Below are 18,700 nucleotides of genomic sequence, written 5' to 3' on the forward strand. Positions count from 1 at the left end.
CTCCTATTTCAGCTCAGCCGCGACATGCTCAGCATGCTGCTGATGACCCTGAAAAATCTTCAGGCCGGTCTGCAACAGGCTCTTCAGCTCCGCATTGCCGGCAGACGGAATGAGCTGGGTCTCCAGCGCGCCGTTGACCGCCTTGTGATAGGCGACCTCGTTGGCGACATAGGCCTTGTCGAACGCCGCGCCGTCCAGCTTGTCGAACTCGGCCAGCTTGTCGCTCGCCTGCTTCGACAGCGTCTTGCTGGTGTCGTTGTCTTCAGGCGTGACGTTGAGCTTCTTGACCAGCGCCAGCGCCTGCTTGTTGACCGCTTCGTGGTCGCGCAGCATGTCCTCGGCAAACGCCTTGACGTCCTTGTTCTTGGCCTTTTTCTGCGCCTGCTTGGCCGCGTTGATGTCGATCACGCCGGCGGTGTAGGCGATGTGGGCGATCTGCGGATCGGTGAGCTTGTCGGCCGCACGTGCGCCTTGCAGCAGCATGGGGCTGGACAGCAGAATGGCTGCGGCGATCGCCGCGCTCCAACGAACGAACATGGTTTGACACTCCTGTGCTGCCGGATGTTTTGCCGGCGCGTTGCTTCACAGGAATTGGATGGGAGTTTCGCGCGAACGTTCCCGAGAAAATTCAGCCACCGATCCCGAGCCGCTTCAGCACCGCCTCGGTCAGACGTTCGCAGCGCCAGCCGGCAAACGGGAACGCGTCCATCATCACCGGGCCGATCTCCTTCTCGACATTCTCGCGCAGCATGGTGCGGGCGCGATGCAGTCGCGTCTTCACGGTTTCGGGCTTGACGGCGAGCAGATCGGCGGTTTCCTCGATGGACATCCCCTCCATGACGCGTGCGACGAAAACCATGCGGAATACATCCGGCAACTCGTCGATGGCGCGCTCGACGACGCGCTGGATTTCACGTTGGGCCATGGTCCTTTCCGGATCGCCTGGAGGAGAGACGGGAAATTTGATGATCTGCGCCTCGAGCGCCTCTTCCGGCACTGCGCCGAGCTCGACATGCGGCTTGCGACTCCTGGCGCGGCCAAGCGCCTCGTTGATCGCGATGCGCGACAGCCAGGTCGACAACCCGGAATCACCCCTGAAGCCATCGAGATGGGTAAAGGCGCGGACATAAGTCTCCTGCACCACGTCCTCGGCTTCGCTGTCGTTGCGCAGGATGCCGCGCGCGAGTCGGTAAAGCCTGCGGTTGTTGGCCTGCATGATCTCGCGGAGCGCCGCCTCGTCCCGGTCGCGCGCGCGGCCGATCAGCTCGGCTTCCGTTGTTCTGGCGCCGGCGGGCAGGCCGGCTGCGGTCCGTTGCATGGCGGTCACCTGTCTCCGTTGGTTCCGGACATTGGATGCAGGCTGGCAGAAAAGGTTCCCAACTTTCTTACCCTCCGCGAGAACGTAAGATTTCCCCCTAATCCGTCTCGATCGGCAGCGACGGGTCCCTCGCCCATTCGCCCATGGAGGCATCGTAGAGCGTCAGCTTGTCGTATCCGAGCCGCGTCAGCATCAGCAAATCGATCGTCGCCGAGATGCCGCCACCGCAATACAGGATCACGTTCTTGTCGCGCGTGACGCCCGCCGCCGCGAATTTCGCTTCGGCGTCCGCAAGCGAGGTCAGCGTCTTGTCGGCATTCACAAGCGTCGCAGCCGATACGTTGACGCTGCCGGGCACGCGGCCCGGCCGGCCATAGCGGCTCGGCTCGAGGCCTTTGTGAAATTGCGGTCCGAGCGCGTTGACGGTGACGGTCGAGGGGTCGCCGATCCGCGCCTTCACGAAGCTCTTGTCGACGAAGAAGCCCGCGCGCGGTGTCGCCTTGAAGGTCGTCGCCGGATAGCCCTTCGGGGCGCCGGTCTCGACAGGTCGTCCCTCGTCTTTCCATTTGTCGAAGCCGCCATCGAGCACCTGCGCGTCGAGGCCGAGCGAACGCAGCATCCACCAGAACCGGGTCGCCCACATCATGGTGCCGATGCTGTAGAGCACGATGGTCTTGTTGGCATCGAGGCCGTGGCGGCCGAAGGCGGCCTCGAGCTGGGCCACGGCCGGCATCATGAAGAACTGTTGCGCAGAGGTGTCGGAGAACTCGCCCTGCAGGTCGAGGAAATCGGCGCCCGGGATGTGGCCAGCCGCGAAGGTCTTGTCGCCGGGGACGGCGCGATACGGCACGTCGCTGCCTGGCGGCACGGGCTCGTTGTAGGTCGTGCAATCGTAGATGCGGAGATTGGGGTCACCGAGGATGGCGGCGAGTTGCCCGGCGGTGATGAGGGGTTGGGTCATTGACTGCACTCCCCCTCCCCGATGTCGTCCCGGCGAAGGCCGGGACCCATAACCACAGGGAGACGTTTGACGAAGATTAGCAGCTAATCCCTTCGCCGGGACTGCGACCGTCAATCACCGCGAGATTCCGCGGTATGGGTCCTGGCTTTCGCCAGGACGACACCAACTGTGCGGCATCGACGCCGCACAGTCCTACTGCTTCAGTGTCTCCAGAAACCGCACCGGCTCACCCTGCGAGGGCGTCACGAGTTCGCCCTGCCACATCACGCGACGGCCGCGGATGAAGGTGCCGACGGGCCAGCCGGTGACGCGGACGCCGTCATAGGGGGTCCAGCCGGCCTTGGAGGCCACCCATTTATTGGTGATGGTCTCGCTACGCTTCAAGTCGACGATCGTGAAGTCGGCGTCGTAGCCGGCGGCGATGCGGCCCTTGCAGGCCATGTTGTAGAGGCGCGCGGGGCCGGCGCTGGTGAGATCGACGAACCTTGCCAGCGACAGGCGGCCGGCATTGACGTGGTCGAGCATCAGCGGCACCAGCGTCTGCACGCCGGTCATGCCGGAGGGCGAGGCCGGATAGGTCTTCTGCTTCTCTTCAAGCGTATGCGGGGCGTGGTCGGAGCCGAGCACATCGATGATGCCCTGCTCGATGCCGCGCCAGATGCCGGCGCGATGATCGGCGCCGCGCACCGGCGGATTCATCTGCGCCAGCGTGCCGAGCCGCTCATAGCATTCGGGCGCGACCAGCGTGAGGTGATGCGGCGTCGCCTCGCAGGAGGCGACGTCCTTGTGATCGCGCAGGAATTCGATCTCTTCCTTGGTCGAGATGTGCAGCACGTGGATGCGTTTTCCCGTCTCATGCGCGAGCTTGACCAGACGCTGCGTCGCCATCAGCGCGGCGGTTTCGTCGCGCCAGACCGGATGCGAGCGCGGATCGCCCTCGATGCGCAGCGACTTGCGGTCGTTGAGACGGTACTCGTCCTCGGCATGGAAGGCCGCGCGGCGGCGGATCACCTGGAAGATGCGGCGCAGGCTTTCGTCGTCCTCCACCAGCAGCGCGCCGGTCGACGAGCCGATGAACACCTTGACGCCGGCGCAGCCCGGCGCGCGCTCCAGCAGCGGAAGATCCTGCACGTTTTCGCGGGTGCCGCCGATGAAGAAGGCGAAATCGCAATGCATTCGGTGATGGGCGCGCTTCACCTTGTCGGTGAAGGTGGCCTCCGTCACCGTGAGCGGAGACGTATTCGGCATCTCGAACACGGCGGTGACACCGCCCATCACGGCGCTGCGCGAGCCGGTCTCGAGGTCTTCCTTCTGCTCCAGTCCGGGTTCACGGAAATGCACCTGCGTGTCCATCACGCCGGGCAGGATGTGGAGACCCTTGCAGTCGATCACCTCGGCTGCGGACGCCTGCGAGAGCGGACCCAGCTCGGCGATGCGACCATTGGTGATGCCGATATCGCGAACACTCTCGCCATCCTGGTTGACGACGGTGCCGCCTTTGAGGATCACATCGAAACGCTGCGTCATGGCTGGAGGCCTCTCTCATCCCCAAGCGCAGGGCTCGAGGTCTTGTCGTTTATGCCTTGCGGGCTTACGTTCCGGAGCACCATGTCGCAAGAGATTTTCGCATGAAATCAGCGTTTCTTCCCGACCGGGGCGTGATCAAGGTCGCGGGCGAGGATGGGCGCAACTTCCTCAACGGCCTCATCACGACCGATGTCGACAGGCTCAAGCCGGGCCTGGGGCGATTCGGCGCGCTGCTGACGCCGCAGGGCAAGATCATCGTGGATTTCCTGATCACGGAAGCACCCGCCGGCCATGGCGGCGGGTTCCTGATCGACTGCCCGAAACCGCTGGCCGAAGGCTTCGCCACCAAGCTGAAATTCTACAAGCTGCGCGCCAAGGTCACCGTGGATAACCTCTCCGACGATCTCGGCGTGCTCGCGGCCTGGGACGGCCAGCCCACAGCGCAGCCGGACCTCGCCTTCGCCGATCCGCGCCATGCCGAGCTCGGCACTCGCATCTTGATCCCCGAGGATCTCAAGCAGAAATTGTCCGATCTGATCGGTGCCGAGCTGGTCGATGCGACCGACTATGAGGCGCACCGCATCGCACTCGGCGTGCCGCGCGGCGGACTCGATTTCATGTACAGCGATGCGTTCCCGCACGAGACCAACATGGACCGCCTCGCCGGCGTCGATTTCGACAAGGGCTGCTATGTCGGCCAGGAGGTCGTCTCGCGCATGCAGCATCGCGGCACTGCGCGCACCCGCAGCGTCAAGGTGCTGCTCGATGATCTCTCGCCGGAGACCGGCGTCAGTGTCATGGCCGGCGACAAGCAGGTCGGCACGATGGGCTCATCGGCGAAAGGAAAGGGCATCGCTCTGGTGCGCATCGACCGCGTTGCGGACGCGCTGGATGCCGGCCAGCCGCTCACCGCCGGCGGCCTCGCCGTGAGGTTGGCAGACCCCGATGTCGTTCGCATTCCCGCAAAGCAGCCCATCGCATGAGCCGTGCTCCCCGCCTGCATCCCGACGGAAAGACACGCTGCCCCTGGCCCGGCGAAGATCCGCTCTACGTCGCCTATCACGACACCGAATGGGGCGTGCCTGAATATGATGACCGCGCGCTCTATGAAAAGCTGATCCTCGACGGTTTTCAGGCCGGCCTGTCCTGGATCACGATCCTGCGCAAACGCGACAATTTCCGCAAAGCATTCGACGATTTCCAGCCGGAGAAGATCGCGCGCTACAACGACAGGAAGGTCCACGCGCTGATGAACGACGCCGGCATCGTGCGCAACCGCGCCAAGATCGACGGCGCGATCCTGAGCGCGAAGTCCTATCTCGACATCATGGAGAAAGGCCCCGGCTTCTCAAAGCTGCTGTGGGACTTCATGGACGGCAGGCCCAAGGTCAACAATTTCAAGACCACGGCAAGCGTGCCGGCATCGACGCCGCTTTCGGTGCAGATCTCCAAGGAGCTGTCCTCGCGCGGCTTCAAATTCGTCGGCCCGACCATCGTCTATGCCTTCATGCAAGCGACCGGCATGGTCAACGACCATCTCGTCGACTGCCACTGCCACGCGACCTGCAGCAAGCTGCAGCGCAAGCCGCGCCTCAAGGCCAAATGACGGCCAAGAAGACCGCACGCGCAACGGAGTCCCGCGCTTGGCAGCGCATGCTGTCGGGCCGGCGGCTCGACCTGCTTGATCCGTCTCCGCTCGATGTCGAGATCGCCGACATCGCGCATGGGCTGGCGCGCGTGGCGCGCTGGAACGGGCAGACCACCGGCGCGCATATCTTCTCGGTGGCGCAGCACACGCTGCTGGTGGAAACCGTGCTGCGGCACGAGATGCCGCGCGTCGACCAGCGCATCCGGCTCGCAGCCCTGCTGCACGATGCGCCCGAATACGTGATCGGCGACATGATCTCGCCGTTCAAGGCCGTGCTCGACGGTCATTACAAGGCGGTGGAGAAGCGCCTGCTCGGCGCCATCCACATCCGCTTCGGCCTGCCGCCGATGCTGCCGGAGGAGATCACGCTGGCGATCAAGGCTGCCGATCGCGGCGCGGCCTACCTGGAGGCGACCGAGCTTGCCGGCTTCAGCGAGAGCGAGGCCAAGCGCCTGTTCGGCAAGGATCCCGGCCTTTCCGACAGCGTCCGGCGCGACTATCTGACGCCCTGGACGGCGGCACGGGCCGAGAAGCAGTTTTTGGAACGATTTGGCGCAGTGTTTGCGTAAGGTCTCGTAGGGTAGGCAAAGGCGCGAAGCGCCGCCCACCAACCGTTCGCGTTTGCGACAAAAGTGGTGGGCACGCTTCGCTTTGCCCACCCTACGGCGGTTGTTATAATCCCCCAAAAAGGTCCGCCATGATCCACGTCTGTTCGCTCGCCGCCCTTCCCGAAACCGTCCGCCGCACCGGGGCCAGCCATGTGCTGACCGTGATGGCCAATGTCGAGCAGGTGGCGCGGCCGGTGTCGGTTCTCCCTGCCAATCATCTCAAGGTGTCGATGGACGACATCACCGAGGAGATGGATGGCTTTGTCGCGCCCTCCGAGGCGCATATCGACCAGGTGCTGAATTTCGTGCGCGGCTGGGACCGCGGCGCGCCCCTGGTGGTGCATTGCTATGCCGGCATCAGCCGCTCCACGGCGAGCGCATTCGCCGCCGTCTGCGCACTCAATCCCAATCGCGACGAGGTCGAGATCGCGAAGAAGATCCGCGCCGCCTCTCCGATCGCCTCGCCGAACCGGCGCATCGTCGGCCTTGCCGACCGCGCGCTGGGGCGCAACGGCCGCATGCTGCGTGCCCTCGACGAGATGGGCCCGGGCGAGATGCTGGTCGAAGGCCGCCCCTTCGTGATCGAGCTCGAATGACATCAGCGATCGTCACCGGATGAGCGAGAAGCTGCTGACGCCGATCGAGATCGGCCTGACTGCTGCGATCGTCGCGATCGAGGATCACGAGCCGCTGGTGCTCACCGCGCGCGGCGGCGACGGGCTCGCGGGCCTGCCGTTCGGCCCGTTCGATGCGCCGAGCCATCGCACCTTCGAGATCGGCCTGCGCGCCTGGGTGGAGGCACAAGCGGGGCTTCGGCTCGGCTATGTCGAGCAGCTCTATACTTTCGGCGACCGCGGCCGCCATGCCGAAGCCGGCGATACCGGCGCGCATATGGTGTCGATCGGCTACCTCGCGCTGACGCGTGCCGCCGAAGGTGCAGCAAGTGCGGCGAGCTTCGAGCCCTGGTATCGCTTCTTTCCCTGGGAAGACTGGCGCGAGGCGCCGCCTGCGATCATCGCCCGTGACATCATCCCGGCGCTGACCAAATGGGCCGAGGAGGAGACGCCGGAGACCACGCGCGCATTGCCGCGCAGGGATCGCGTGCGGTTCTATTTCGGCCTCGAAGGGGCGGCCTGGGACGAGGAGCGCGTGCTCGACCGCTACGAGCTGCTGTACGAGGCCGGCCTCGTCGAGGAGGCGCGGCGCGACGGCCGGCCAGCGGCACTGGCGCGCACGGCGCTGCCCGCGCTTGGCACCTCCATGCGGTTCGACCACCGCCGGATCCTCGCCACGGGAATCGCACGGCTGCGCGCAAAGCTGAAGTATCGCCCTGTGGTGTTTGAACTTTTGCCCGCCGAGTTCACACTCACTGAGTTGCAGTACACGGTCGAGGCGATCTCCGGCCGGCACCTGCACAAGCAGAATTTCCGCCGCCTGGTCGAAACCGAAGCCTTGGTCGAACCGACCGGCGTGATGTCGACACAGACGGGCGGGAGACCGGCGGCGCTCTATCGCTTCCGCCGCGACGTGCTCCAGGAGCGACCCGCGCCGGGCTTGCGCGTACGCTCCCGGCGCTAGATCAAGATTGCGTTCGGCCCCTGCCCGCCGATCGCCAGGAGGCCCTATGCTCGACGCCCCGTTCGACGTTTTTGCGGTGATGATTGCGATCGTCGCGTTCCTGATCGCGCTGAAGGCGTCGAATCAGGCAACCGAGTTGCGCCGACGGCTGGGCTCGCTGGAGGCCGCATTGCAGGCGCAGCGACAGGTCCAGCCGCCGCCGCTGCTGCCCTTGCAGGAGCAGGCGAGCACGCCCGCGGCAGAGCCGCCGCCGCTTGCGCCAGAAGCCGAGGCCGCACCGCCTCCGCTCGTCACCGAAGAGGTTTCGCCGCCTCCGCTCGAAGCCAGCACCGAAGCCGAAGCGCCACCGCCGCCGCCCGCCCCGGCACCCGGTTTCGAAGAGCGGCTCGGCACGCGCTGGGTGGTGTGGATCGGCGGCCTTGCGCTCGCGCTCGGCGGCTTCTTCATGGTGCGCTATTCGATCGAGGCCGGCCTGCTCGGCCCCGGCGTGCGCGTGTTCCTCGGCAGCTTGTTCGCAGTCGCGCTGCTCGGCGCCGGCGAATGGACGCGGCGCAAGGAGAGCATCTCCACCATCGAAGCCTTGCCGATCGCCAACATTCCCGCGATTCTCACCGCGGCCGGGACCGCGGTTGCGTTCGCCACAGTGTACGCGGCCTACGCGCTCTATGGCTTCCTCGTGCCTGCAACCGCCTTCGTGCTGCTCGGCATCGTCGCGATGGGTACGCTCGCGGCCGCATTGCTGCACGGGCCGGCGCTCGCGGGCCTCGGCGTCGTCGGCGCCTTCGCGACGCCAGTGCTCGTCTCCAGCGGCAAGCCGGATTATTGGGCGCTCTATGTCTATCTCGCCATCGTCACCGCCGCGAGCTTTGGACTCGCCCGCATTCGGCTGTGGCGCTGGCTCGCGGTAACGACGATCGTCTTCGCCGTGCTCTGGATCTTCCCGGGCCTCGATACCGGTGACCTGCACGTCGCGCCGCATGCGTTCCACGTGATCGCCGGCTTCGTGCTCGCCGCATTGCTCGTGGTCTGCGGCTTCATGTTCGGCCCGACCATCGAGGACGGACAGATCGAGCCGGTGTCGTCGAGCGCGCTCGGCGCCTATCTGTTCGGCGCGATGCTGATCGTGCTGTCGAGCGGACATGCCGATCTCGCGTTGATCGCCTTCACGCTGCTCGTTGCGGCGACGCTGTTCGTCGCCTGGCGCGCGGAGGCTGCCGGCGGCGCGCTGGGTGCCGCGGCTGCGACCGTATTCATCGTGTTCGCCGAATGGGCCGTGCGGGCCAATCCCGACATGCTGGTGCTGCCGGGCGGCGCCATGCCCGGCATCACGCCGGCCGCCACCGACAGCGCGGTGACGCTGCATCTGGTGATGGCCGCGATCTTCGCCGCCGGCTTCGGCATCGCGGGCTTCTTCGCGCAAGGGCGATCGAATTCGGCGATCATTCCCGTGGTGTGGTCAGCGGCGGGTGTCGCCACGCCGATCGCGATCCTGGTCGCGCTCTACGCCCGCATCGCCCATCTCGACCGTTCGATCCCGTTCGCGATCCTCGCGGTGCTGCTCGCAGCCGCCTTTGGCGCGGCCACGGAAACGCTGACCCGCCGCGAAACGCGGCCGGGCCTTGCGATCTCGACGGCCCTGTTTGCGACCGGCACGCTCGGTGCGCTGGCCTTGGCGCTGACCTTCGCGCTGGAGAAGGGCTGGCTCACCATCGCGCTGGCGCTGATGTCGCTCGGCACCGCCTGGATTGCGATGCAGCGGCCGATCCCGTTCCTGCGCTGGCTCGCCGCAATCTTCGCCGGCATCGTCACCGCGCGCGTCGGCTACGATCCGCGCATCGTCGGCGACGCCGTCGGCACCACGCCGATCTTCAATTGGCTGTTGTGGGGCTATGGACTGCCGGCGGCCTCGTTCTGGGCGGCGAGCATCTACCTGCGCCGCCGCGGCGACGACGCGCCACTGCGCATGGTGGAGACGGCGGCGATCCTGTTCACCGCGCTGCTCGCCTTCATGGAGGTCCGCCATCTCGCAACCGGCGGCGACATGATCGCGGCGCCGTCACTGCTCGAAGCCGGCTTGCAGGTCTGCGTGGCGCTGGCCATGGCGATCGGGCTGGAGCGGCTGCGGCTGCGCAGCCACAGCATCGTGCACAATGTCGGCGCGGTCGTGCTCACCGCGATCGCCGGCCTCATCAGCGTGTTCGGCCTTCTGATCCTGGAAAACCCGCTGCTGTGGCATATCGATGTCGGCGGCGCCGTGTTCAACCTGCTACTGCTCGGTTACGCGCTCCCGGCAGTGCTCATGCTGCTGCTCGCCTATGCGGTGGCCGCCGAGCGCGGGAAGGTCTATGCCAACACGATCGCGGGCGCAGCTCTCGTGTTTGCGCTGGCTTACGTCACCCTGGAGATCCGCCGCTTCTATCACGGCCCGTTCCTCGTCAACGGCGAGACCACGGGAGCCGAGCAGTACACCTACTCGATCGGCTGGCTCGCCTTTGGCGTCGTGCTGCTCGGCATCGGCATAACGGTCAACTCCGAGCGGGCACGGCTGGCCTCTGCCGCCGTGATCGCACTGACGATCCTGAAGGCCTTCGTGATCGACATGTCGACACTCACAGGCGTCTACCGCGCATTGTCGTTCATGTGCCTCGGTATCGTGCTGGTCGCCATCGGCTGGCTCTACCAGCGGATCCTGTTTCGGCGGCAAGTAACGCCGCCGCCGGCTCCGCAGGCACAAGCGTAAGAGGCCGTCGAGCTTTCACCTCTTCCCGTCGGGGAGAGGTGAAAACAAGCTCGACCGCTCGCTTTCTAGGCCGCGCGGACCGACTCCAGGAACTGCGCGACCTCGACCTTGAGACGGGTGCTGTCGGTCGCCAGCGACTTCGCCGCCGAGAGCACCTGCGTCGAGGCCGAACCGGTCTCGACCGCGCCGCGCTGGACGTCGGTGATGTTCATCGAGACTTCCTGCGTGCCGACCGAGGCCTGCTGGACGTTGCGCGAGATCTCCTGCGTCGCCGCACCCTGCTCCTCGACCGCGGCGGCAATGGCCGCCGACACCTCGGACAGCCGCTCGATGGTGCCGCCGATTTCCTGAATGGCACTGACGGATTCCTGCGTCGCGGCCTGAATGCCCGAGACCTGCGCCCCGATCTCGCCGGTTGCCTTCGCGGTCTGCTCGGCCAGCGCCTTCACCTCGGAAGCAACGACGGCAAAGCCGCGGCCGGCTTCGCCCGCGCGCGCCGCCTCGATGGTGGCGTTCAGCGCCAGCAGGTTGGTCTGGCCCGCAATGGTGTTGATGAGCTCGACGACGTCGCCAATGCGAGAGGCGGCCTGCGACAACGCATTGACCCGGTCGTTGGTCCGCGCCGCCTGGTCGACGGCTTCCGCGGCCATCCGCGCCGAATCCTGCACGCGGCGGCTGATCTCGGTGATCGACGATGACAGCTCCTCCGAAGCGGATGCCACGGCCTGGACGTTGGTGGAGGCTTCCTCGGACGCGGCGGCGACGACGGTCGCAAGCTCCTGCCCGCGTTGCGCAGTATTGGTCAGCGTCGTCGCGGAGGCCTCGAGCTCGGTCGAGGCCGCTGACACGGTGCCGACGACTTCGCCGATCATCGCTTCGAATTTGCGGGTGATGGCGTCGACGCGGCGGCCGCGTTCGATCTTGGCTTCGGCGTCGGCCGCGGCCGCCTCATCGGCGGCCCGCTTGGCGATCAGCGCTTCCTTGAAGATCTGGAGCGCGTCCGCCATCGAGCCGATCTCTGTCTTCTCGCCGCGATGCGGCACGTCGGCCGAGAGGTCGCCCTCGCCGAGCGACTGCATCGGCTTGATGATCGAGGCAATGCCGCGAGACACATCGCGCACGAGATAATAGGCCGCACCGATCGCGATCACGACCGAGAGCACGATGATGCCGACCAGCACGCGGAAGATGGTCGCGTAGCTATCAGCCGCCTGCTTGGTCTCGATCTCGGCACCACGGTTGTTGAGCTCGATGCCCTTCTGCAGCAGCGGATCGGCCGCCTGGGCCATCTTCGCGACCTTGGTCTGCAGCATCTCGTTGGCTTCAGTCGGGAACTTGCCGGGGCTCTTGCGCGACAGCACCATCACGTCCTGCACGCCGTTCAGATACTCGGCCCACGCCTTGGTCCATTGCTCATAGAGCGAGCGTTCCTCGGCGCTGGTGATCAGCGGTTCGTAGACCTTGCGGGTCTGATCGATACGGGCCTGCAGCGAGGCGAGGCGCTTCTCGGCGGCTTCCTTGCCCTCGGGGGTGTCCTGCATCAGGTGCAGGCGCAGCGCGACGCGCAGCTCGTTGATGTCCGCACGCATCGAGCCGAGCGCACGCACGCTTGGCAACCAGCTCTCTGCGATCTCGACGGTATGGGAATTGATGTTCTGCATCGTGCCGATCGCGACAACGCCGACGCCGGCGAGCGAGAGCACGAGGACCGACAACACGGTCAGAAGCTTGAAGACGATCGACAACTTCGACATCACGACAAATCCCGATGATACCCAAACGCACCAGTCGCCCGCGTCGCAACCGCCGCGGCCGACGGCGGCGCGGACGTCATTCCAACAGTGCTGGCTGGTTCTTATCCGGTAAGATTCTGCCCATAGTCGCAAACACCCGTTAACAGGAGCCTAGTGAAACTACTGAATTCGCCGTCGATGAGGTTGCCTGCTCTGCAACCATTTGTTGCAGAGCAGCAGATGTCACCCGACGTCACACCAGCGCACCGCCGAATGCGGCTCGAACAAATCAGTGAAGTCCTCAGGCCGCCCGCACCGAATCCAGGAAACGTGCGACCTCGCTCTTCAGCCGGTTGCTCTCCTGCGACAGCGATTGTGCTGCCGAATGCACCTGGGCCGAGGCAGCCCCGGTCTCGCCCGCCCCCCGCTGGACCTCGCCGATATTTGCCGACACGCCCGAGGTGCCTTGCGCGGCATGCTGGATGTTACGGGAGATCTCCTGGGTCGCTGCGCCCTGCTCCTCGACCGCAGCGGCGATGGTCGACGAGATCTCCGACATCCGCGCGATAGTGTCGCCGATCTCCTTGATCGCTCCGACGGAGTCTTCGGTCGCCGATTGGATCGCGCCGATGTGCTGACCGATCTCACCCGTGGCTTTCGCGGTCTGCTCGGCGAGCGCCTTCACCTCGGTCGCGACCACGGCAAAGCCCCTGCCGGCCTCGCCCGCCCGCGCCGCCTCAATGGTCGCGTTGAGCGCCAGGAGATTGGTCTGGGCGGCGATGGTGTTGATCAATTCGACCACGTCGCCGATGCGGGAGGCAGCCTTCGTCAATTCGGCGACGCGCGCATTGGTGCGTTGGGCCTGCCCGACCGCGATATCGGCGACGCGCGCCGATTCCTGCACCTGGCGACCGATCTCGGAGATCGAGGAGGTCATTTCCTCGCTCGCCGACGACACCGATTGCACGTTCGCCGACGCCTCCTCCGAGGCTGCCGCCACGGCGGCCGCAAGCCCGTTGCCGCGCTCGGCGGCCTGCGTCAGCGTGTTGGATGAGGCCTCGAGCTCGGTAGCCGCCGACGACACGGTCTCGATGATCTCGCCAACAGCGCCTTCGAAACCATCGGCAAGCCGCTTCATGTCTACCTTGCGCTGCTCGCGCCCGCGCGCATCGGCTTCGGCCTGTTCAGCGCGCAGCCGCTCTGCCTCCATCATGTTGGTCCTGAACACCTCAACCGCGCCGGCCATCTCGCCGATCTCGTCCTTGCGACCGACGCCGGGGACGACGATGGAGAGTTCGCCGCGTGCAAGACGCGTCATCACATCGACCATGCCGGACAGCGCCTTTGAGATCGAGCGTCCGAGCAGCAGGCCGATCACCGCCAGCACCACCACGGTGATGAGGAAGGCAATTATCATCCGCAGCCGCACCGCGTCGCGGGTCGCGGCCTCGGTTGCGTCAGCCTGCTTGTACATGGCGTCGACTGCGGTCCGCACCTCCGCCATCACAGGCTCGACCTCACGAAAGGTCTTCATCATGGCGGCGTCGAGAGCCGCACTCTGTTGCGCGGTCTCGGCCCATGCCGCGAACTCGGACTGGTATCTCTGGAGCTTCGCCGTGATGTCGTTCATCACGGGTGTAGGGACTGCGACGACCTCTATCGCCTTGGAGAATTCAGCCGCGGCCTTCTTCAGTTCAGCAATGTATTTTGGGTCACGCCGCAGCATGAAATCCTTCTCGTGCCGGCGCATCATCAGCATCCAGCTCGTCGACCTGGGATCGTCGACCTCCTTCAGCTTCGCTTCGATGTCATGCACCGCGGAGCGGAGCGAGCCGGACAGGCCGAGCGTCTCGCTCAGCCCCAGCCTGGTCTCGGCAGCAACCAACGCGTTGAAATCCGCAGTGTAGCGCTTGAAGCCCTCCTGGGCCTGCTTGGTCTTGTCGAACAGAGCGACCATACCGCCGCCCGCCATCAGCCGCTCGACCTCGTCGAATTCGCGATTGATTGGACCAACCAACTCGGCATGCGCCTTGGCGTAGCTCTCATTGCGACGCTGCTGAAAATTCTTCTCGTTGCGACGAGCCTCCAGCATCTCGATCGAAATCTGCTTGTTGATATCGGCGATCGCGCGAGCGCGGTTGGCCACGTCGCGGGAGGCGTCCTGGGAGAGGCTGCCCATCTCATAGATCGCGCCAAAGGCGACCAGGCCGACAAGACCGAAGAGTCCGATCGCCATCACCTTGTGGGTCAGACGGATGGAAAGGCCGCTCATGAAAGGTGCTCCAAAAACTTCAAGGCGCAATACGGATGGACGAATCAACGCCCCGGAATATTGCGGAGATCATGTCTGCGTCACTTTTCCGGAAGGTTAACCCTGCATCGCATTCGTCGCGGTGCCGCAATATGGTTGCGAGCAAACGCCACACCGTACGAGGTTGCGAGCTCGTGCCTATTGGGCATGCCGCAGTCAGGCCGCGCGCACGGTCTCGAGGAATTTGCCGACCTCGAGCTTCAGTCGGCTGCTGTCAGTGGACAACATCTGTGCAGCCGACAACACCTGCGAAGACGCAGATCCAGTCTCGCTTGCGCCGCGCTGCACTTCGGTGATGTTGGACGAGACCTGATGCGTGCCGTGTGCGGCCTGCTGCACGTTGCGTGAAATTTCCTGCGTGGCCGCGCCCTGCTCTTCCACGGCGGCCGCGATGGTCGAGGAGATCTCGGACAGCCTCTCGATGGTATCACTGATGTCCTTGATGGCGCCGACCGATTCCTGCGTGGCCGCCTGGATGCCGGAGATCTGCTGGCCGATCTCGCCGGTCGCCTTCGCCGTCTGTTCGGCGAGCGCCTTGACCTCCGAAGCGACGACGGCAAATCCCTTGCCGGCCTCGCCGGCGCGCGCCGCTTCGATCGTCGCGTTGAGCGCCAGGAGATTGGTCTGGCCCGCGATGGTGTTGATCAGCTCGACCACGTCGCCGATGCGCGTCGCCGCCTTGGACAGTTCGCTGACGCGCTCGGTCGTGGTGCGGGCCTGACCGACGGCCTCGCTGGCGACGCGCGCGGATTCCTGCACTTGACGGCTGATTTCGGTGATCGAGGACGACAGCTCCTCGGTTGCGGAGGCCACCGACTGCACATTGGTGGAGGCTTCCTCCGAGGCCGCTGCCACCACGGTGGTGAGCTGCTGCGTGCGCTCGGCAGTCGAGGTCAGCGTCGTGGCGGACGCTTCGAGCTCGGTCGAGGCCGACGATACCGTGCCGACGATCTCACCCACAGCGCCTTCGAAGCTGTCGGCGAGCCTGCGCATCTCCGCCTTGCGCTGCTCGGCCGCGAGTTGATCCTGCCGCATCTTGGCTTCCGCTTCCTCGCGCGCCTTCTGCTCGGACAAGATCTTGAATTTCTCGACGGCACCGGCAACCTCGCCGACCTCATCCCTGCGGCCGAGTCCCGGCAGCACCACGGAGAAGTCGCCCCCGGCGAGCTTCTCCATCGCGACCGTCAGCGCACGCATGGGCCGCGCGATGCTGAAGACGGAGAAGATGCAGGCACCGATCAGGAGCAGCGCGACCAGCACGCCGGTGACGAACGACGTCCGCGCGACGGAGGAGGCCTCTGCTTCCGCCGCGGCGCGAGCATCGGCGCTACTCTGCTTGGCAAAGTTGGTGATCTGGTCGGCCAGCACGGAGATCTCGTCGTTGATCGGCACCAGCATTTCTCTGCGGACGCGGTCAACTTCGGCAGTCAGCTTGGCCAATTGTGCGGCCGCTTCGCCGTCCTTCTTCACGTCGATCGCGAGTTGCTGCTTGCGGATCGATTCGATCTGCTGCTGCCCTTTGCCGAAATCACCGACCAGCGCCGTCAGGCGATCGATTCGCTTGCGGTTGTCCGCCGAGCGCGAGAGCCTGGCCATTTCTGCCCCGAACTGCAGCGCTGACTTCTGCCGGTCGTTGAAATAGGTGACTGCCTTCTGCAACTCTGCCGGGGAGGACGATGTCAGGATGTCGCGAATGCCGATCTGCATTCCCCGCACCGAGGCCTTCGCGTCGGTGGCGTTGATCGCAATGATCTGCTGCTGCGATGCTGCCGCTCCAAGTGCCTGAACCTCGGCACTCCCGTTCATCTGGAGGAAGATCATCAGCGCCACGAGGCCGATGGTCAGCACCGAGGTGACGGCGAGCTTGGTGCCAATTCGCAAGTTTTGAATGAACATCATTGCAATAATTCCCCGGGTCAGCTTTGCGGCGGCGAAGGCGTAAACGGCCAGGGAAGGCTAACCGGCAGGTTGCTCATTAACGTTAAGCGCGGACGTTCGCCGGGTAGGTAGAATTACGGAAATGCTGCTCAAGCCGCCCAATTTTCACAGCTGTCACGTGCAAAGAACCGCCATTTCGCGGATTTGCAGAGGCAGCGTTCGTTAACGCCGGCCGGCATTTGCATCCGTATCAGCACAGCACAAGGCCTCGCCGACCAGGCTGATGCGAAACACCGGCTCCTTGTTCTCGTCGAGCAACTCCATGCTCCACTTCGCATTCGGCTTCAGATTGCGTGCGATACTGCCGAGCAGATTGGCGCAGACCTCGGTCATCTCGGTCCATGCGGCGGCGCGATCCTCGAACTCGTAGGGCTGGTCGGCGGCGCCGGAATAGCGGCCGGTGCTGATGCGAAAGAAATACAGCGACATCGTAGAACCCTTGCGTAGGGACCGCCCCCCGGCCGTCACGCAAGCTGGGGGGCGAGTCGCTACCAAGGCATAAAAACCGCGGGCCGTATGATTACGGCGCGCGGCTTCGCGTGCGATACATTCGTCAAAGGCAGGTAAATGGCGTGCGCAGTTTCGCTGCTGCACGTCACTCGGTCGAACGACGCAATTCCAGCGGGCCGTCGTTCTTCGCCGGCTCGGACTTCGCTTCCGACCTCACCGGCTCGATCCGGCTGCTCTCGACCCGAGGCGTCTCGACGCGCGCGGCGACCTCGGTGCTCGATGTGGTGACCGAACCGGTGTGCTCGGGCGCCCGCAGCGAGCGCGGCCGCGCCACGGCGCGCGCCATCAGCATCTGATTGCCGCCCTGATGGTGGAAGTCGCAATAGGCGAAACCCATGCCCGAGACCGAGCCGCGGAAGCTGCGATCGTCGGTCTTTTCCAGGTTGAAACAAGGCTCGAACGGAATGCCCTTGATCGATGCGCAGACATTCTGGCCACGGATCTGGAGCGTGTTGCCGGGCAGGCGGAGATGGCGCACCGGGCCAGAGCCCGAGAACTGCACCGCGCCGGCGGCGCCGAGATCGTCGAGGATACGGCCTGCACCGCGGGTGCCGTCGAAACAGGTGAAAGCGAACACCTTGCCGGCAACGAAACGCCGCGCCTCATCCGCGTTCATACTCCCGGCCAGGGCGATGGCCGGCGCAAACGTCACGACTGCCGTGACAGCCCCCAACACAATACGCGCAAGCATGCTCAACTCCGAACCAAACCCCCGCAGCGGGCGATGCCTTATCTCTTTACCCGCTGCTTACCATACTAACCATGGCGACATTGAAGCAGCTTGGTTGGTAAAGTCTGAACGCCGTTAGACAATTTTTACCACGATGCGGCCGCGGACCGCGCCCGCGAGGATCTTAGCGCCCCATTCCGGAACTTCGTCTAGCGGAATTTCCTTAGTTATTTCAGATAGTTTCGCCCGATCCAGGTCGGAGGCCAGGCGCTGCCAGGCGACCCTTCGCGGCTCGATCGGGCACATCACGGAATCGATGCCAAGAAGGCACACTCCGCGCAAAATGAAGGGGGCGACAGAAGACGGCAGGTCCATGCCGGCGGCCAAACCGCAGGCGGCGATGGCGCCGCCATACTTCGTCATCGACAGCAAGTTGGCGAGCGTGGTCGAGCCAACGCTGTCGACGCCACCGGCCCAGCGCTCCTTGGCCAGCGGCTTTGCCGGTGCCGACAGTTCACTACGGTCGATCACCTCAGCGGCGCCGAGGCTCTTCAGATATTCGGCCTCGGACGCGCGGCCGGTGGAGGCGATGACGTGATAGCCGAGCTTGGACAGCACGGCCGTGGCAACCGAGCCGACGCCGCCGGCCGCGCCGGTCACGACAACAGGCCCGCTCTTCGGCGATAGACCGTGCTTCTCCAGCGCCAGCACCGAGAGCATCGCGGTGAAGCCGGCGGTGCCGATCGCCATGGCATCGCGTGCCGACAGGCCCTGCGGCAGAGCGACCAGCCAGTCACCCTTGACCCGCGCCTTCTCGGCATAGGCGCCGAGATGGGTCTCGCCCATGCCCCAGCCGGTGCAGACGACCTTGTCGCCCGCCTTCCATTGCGGATGGGACGAGGCTTCGACCGTGCCGGCGAAATCGATGCCGGCGATCATCGGAAAGCGACGCACCACGGGTGCCTTGCCCGTCAGCGCGAGGCCGTCCTTGTAGTTCAGCGTCGACCATTCCACGTGGACGGTGACGTCGCCATCCATCAGCTCGGCTTCGTCGAACTGCGCAAGCTGCGTGGTGGTGCCCTTGTCGGCCTTGTCGATGCGGATCGCCTTGAATGTGGCCACGGCTTGAACTCCCTGACTTGTTCGACCGGGATGTTT

At 65.2% G+C, this 18,700-nt stretch carries 16 protein-coding genes; 6 read left to right on the top strand and 10 right to left on the bottom strand.

The genetic code is table 11. The features are described 5' to 3' along the window. Positions 1-3: 3 nt before the first annotated feature. The 4 genes from JQ587_RS32820 to JQ587_RS32835 form a co-directional block, all read right to left on the bottom strand. The gene (locus tag JQ587_RS32820) at positions 4-537 is read right to left on the bottom strand and encodes a DUF4142 domain-containing protein (RefSeq protein ID WP_212297625.1); all 534 of its coding nucleotides are present in this window, start codon (positions 535-537) and stop codon (positions 4-6) included. 91 nt (positions 538-628) lie between these two features. After that, positions 629-1,318 carry an RNA polymerase sigma factor gene (locus JQ587_RS32825; protein ID WP_212297624.1) on the bottom strand — a complete coding sequence of 230 codons (690 nt, stop codon included), beginning with the start codon at positions 1,316-1,318 and terminating at the stop codon, positions 629-631. Positions 1,319-1,415: 97 nt separating this feature from the next. Then, entirely contained in the window at positions 1,416-2,279 is an 864-nt protein-coding gene (locus JQ587_RS32830; protein ID WP_212428102.1) for a sulfurtransferase, read from the bottom strand. A 192-nt stretch (positions 2,280-2,471) separates the two neighbouring features. Next, a complete protein-coding gene (locus JQ587_RS32835; protein WP_212428103.1) occupies positions 2,472-3,806 on the bottom strand; it encodes a dihydroorotase in 1,335 nt (444 codons plus the stop codon). 101 nt (positions 3,807-3,907) lie between these two features. On the opposite strand from JQ587_RS32835, the gene ygfZ reads away from it, so the two are divergent. The 6 genes from ygfZ to JQ587_RS32865 all read left to right on the top strand — a co-directional run bounded on the left by ygfZ (position 3,908) and on the right by JQ587_RS32865 (position 10,380). Beyond that, complete coding sequence (gene ygfZ, locus JQ587_RS32840) at positions 3,908-4,789, top strand: CAF17-like 4Fe-4S cluster assembly/insertion protein YgfZ (protein ID WP_212428104.1); 882 nt, start codon at positions 3,908-3,910, stop codon at positions 4,787-4,789. After that, positions 4,786-5,412, top strand: a complete 627-nt coding sequence (locus JQ587_RS32845) for a DNA-3-methyladenine glycosylase I (protein WP_212428105.1) — start codon at positions 4,786-4,788, stop codon at positions 5,410-5,412. Before ygfZ ends, JQ587_RS32845 begins: the two co-directional genes overlap by 4 nt. After that, positions 5,409-6,023 (top strand): YfbR-like 5'-deoxynucleotidase, encoded by a 615-nt coding sequence (locus tag JQ587_RS32850; protein ID WP_212297619.1) that lies wholly within the window; start codon positions 5,409-5,411, stop codon positions 6,021-6,023. Before JQ587_RS32845 ends, JQ587_RS32850 begins: the two co-directional genes overlap by 4 nt. Positions 6,024-6,151: 128 nt before the next feature. Next, a complete protein-coding gene (locus JQ587_RS32855) occupies positions 6,152-6,658 on the top strand; it encodes a tyrosine phosphatase family protein (protein WP_212297618.1) in 507 nt (168 codons plus the stop codon). A 19-nt stretch (positions 6,659-6,677) separates the two neighbouring features. Continuing rightward, a complete protein-coding gene (locus tag JQ587_RS32860; protein ID WP_212297617.1) occupies positions 6,678-7,640 on the top strand; it encodes an NUDIX hydrolase in 963 nt (320 codons plus the stop codon). A 46-nt stretch (positions 7,641-7,686) separates the two neighbouring features. Beyond that, a complete protein-coding gene (locus tag JQ587_RS32865; protein ID WP_212428106.1) occupies positions 7,687-10,380 on the top strand; it encodes a DUF2339 domain-containing protein in 2,694 nt (897 codons plus the stop codon). 65 nt (positions 10,381-10,445) lie between these two features. Here the strand turns inward: JQ587_RS32865 and JQ587_RS32870 are convergent, their stop codons facing one another. The 6 genes from JQ587_RS32870 to acuI all read right to left on the bottom strand — a co-directional run bounded on the left by JQ587_RS32870 (position 10,446) and on the right by acuI (position 18,664). Next, complete coding sequence (locus tag JQ587_RS32870) at positions 10,446-12,134, bottom strand: methyl-accepting chemotaxis protein (protein WP_212428107.1); 1,689 nt, start codon at positions 12,132-12,134, stop codon at positions 10,446-10,448. Between the two features lie 280 nt (positions 12,135-12,414). Then, positions 12,415-14,385, bottom strand: a complete 1,971-nt coding sequence (locus JQ587_RS32875; protein ID WP_212428108.1) for a methyl-accepting chemotaxis protein — start codon at positions 14,383-14,385, stop codon at positions 12,415-12,417. Positions 14,386-14,580: 195 nt separating this feature from the next. Next, positions 14,581-16,323, bottom strand: a complete 1,743-nt coding sequence (locus JQ587_RS32880) for a methyl-accepting chemotaxis protein (protein ID WP_212428109.1) — start codon at positions 16,321-16,323, stop codon at positions 14,581-14,583. A 201-nt stretch (positions 16,324-16,524) separates the two neighbouring features. Further along, entirely contained in the window at positions 16,525-16,791 is a 267-nt protein-coding gene (locus JQ587_RS32885) for a DUF6894 family protein (protein WP_212297612.1), read from the bottom strand. A 166-nt stretch (positions 16,792-16,957) separates the two neighbouring features. Further along, the gene (locus tag JQ587_RS32890; protein WP_212428110.1) at positions 16,958-17,563 is read right to left on the bottom strand and encodes a hypothetical protein; all 606 of its coding nucleotides are present in this window, start codon (positions 17,561-17,563) and stop codon (positions 16,958-16,960) included. A 114-nt stretch (positions 17,564-17,677) separates the two neighbouring features. Continuing rightward, on the bottom strand, positions 17,678-18,664 hold the full coding sequence (acuI, locus tag JQ587_RS32895) for an acrylyl-CoA reductase (NADPH) (RefSeq protein WP_212428111.1): 987 nt from the start codon (positions 18,662-18,664) through the stop codon (positions 17,678-17,680). Positions 18,665-18,700 lie beyond the last annotated feature (36 nt).

Source organism: Bradyrhizobium manausense, from assembly GCF_018130615.1.
Lineage (GTDB): Bacteria > Pseudomonadota > Alphaproteobacteria > Rhizobiales > Xanthobacteraceae > Bradyrhizobium > Bradyrhizobium manausense_A.